The organism is Pseudoalteromonas lipolytica (assembly GCF_900116435.1).
Lineage (GTDB): Bacteria > Pseudomonadota > Gammaproteobacteria > Enterobacterales > Alteromonadaceae > Pseudoalteromonas > Pseudoalteromonas lipolytica.
Window position 1 is genome coordinate 1 of record NZ_FPAZ01000045.1, and the last position, 1,678, is coordinate 1,678.

Annotated in this window: 1 protein-coding gene and 1 pseudogene; both read right to left on the minus strand. The window is 47.7% G+C overall.

Going from position 1 to position 1,678, the window contains the following annotated elements:
- Positions 1–95: 95 nt before the first annotated feature.
- Positions 96–605: pseudogene (locus BM378_RS20210) on the minus strand (FAD-dependent oxidoreductase); the annotation flags it as partial.
- 120 nt (positions 606–725) lie between these two features.
- Positions 726–1,678, minus strand: a 953-nt coding sequence (locus BM378_RS20215; protein WP_143104616.1) for a sensor histidine kinase, incomplete at its 5' end; no start/stop codon positions are given.

Below are 1,678 nucleotides of genomic sequence, written 5' to 3' on the forward strand. Positions count from 1 at the left end.
AATTGCTTCCTGTTTTTGGACCTAAATCGCATGAAACAAGCCTTAAAGCCAGTTGTCACAGAGGATAGTAAATAGCGTTAATTTGTCTTAAACTCGATGCGTGGGTGAGAAAAGTCGATATCTTTGGGGCAATAAGGGCGTGAGCCTGTTGCAATAGCGATTTTCTCGCCGGTAATAATTTCTTTAGAGCCGTCGTTGCGGGTAATTTCGATGGTGTGGGCATCAATAAAGCTCGCTTCGCCATGAATTAACGTGACTCTGTTGCGGTCGTAAAAAGTAGAACGAAGCCGGGTCTGACTACGAATAACGCCGCTGGCATGTTGCATAATGTCGGAAAAGGTCAGACTGCGGGATACGTGATTGTCGGCGAATAACGGCGTGTTGTTATATTCAATTAAACGACTCACCGAATGCCGTAACGCCTTAGACGGGATGGTTCCCCAGTGCGTACAGCCACCACCCACTGCATGATATTTCTCTATTACTGCGACCCGTTTGCCTGCCTTGGCCAGCTGCATGGCAGCACCTTCACCACCAGGACCGGTACCAATAACGATGGCATCAAATTGATAGTTGGGTTTAGCTGTTTTCTTTTTGGTTGTCATAATTGTGCGCTGTTCAACTTGCGTTAAGTGAATGAGTGGGAGATATCAAAATTATAGTAGCAAAAAATACTGATATGTTTAGGATTTTCTGCCGGACTATCGCCCTGAAGGGGCCTCTCTTCAGGTAAATGGATTTTCCGGGATCTTATCTTTGGCTATTCGCGCAGCCAGTTTTCGGACCGAACGGAATGTCAGCTCAAAGGTGGTGCCCACGCCAGGCGATGATTCAACCTTAATGTCTCCCGAAAATGCCTGTTCAATCCAGACCCGGGCCATATGCAAACCCAGCCCGGTGTGATCCTGTTGCCGTTTGGAGGTAACAAAGGGCTCAAAAATATGCGGTAACTCATCAGCCTTAATTCCCTTGCCGTTGTCGCGGATAATCACCGCAACATCCTTACCACGGTATTCACAGCTTAATTCCAGGCACGCACCGGCCATATTCTCAAATGCATGATCGATGGCATTGCTAATAATAATCTGCACAATCTGACTAAACGCGCCGGCATAGCCGGTAAGGGTGATATGGTTAGGGACGTTGTTGGCGAGCCTAATGTTTTGTTTGTGCAACAGGCCGTGCATTGACTTGCAGAGGTCATCAAGGTGCTGTGCAACGTTAAACGTATTGAGCTCATTATTGGCCCGTTCAAAAGTGAGGCGTTTAAAGCTCTGGATCAACTCGATAGCCCGTTGATTATTACGCTGAGCCTGATGCAGTGATTTACCAGACTGCTCCAGGTAGTTGTCGAATGCTGATTTGGTCAGGCCGGTATTTTTATTTTCAATCAATTTCTCCAGTAACGACGCCTGACTGGAAAGTGCCAGCTGAGTCGCTCCTACCGGGGTATTCAGCTCATGGGCGAGGCCCGCCACCATAATACTCAACGATGATAGCTTTTTGGTTTCGGCCAGTTCGTTAATGAGCGAAGACTGTCGCTCCAGTGTTGTTTTAAGGTTATCGCGTTCATGCTCGAGTTTAACACTCAGTTCGTTAACTTCACGTAGGTGCCGCGAGTACAAGGTAAGCAAAATCACACCTGCAATGCCCGTGGCAATCGCCAGTAAGGCAGCCC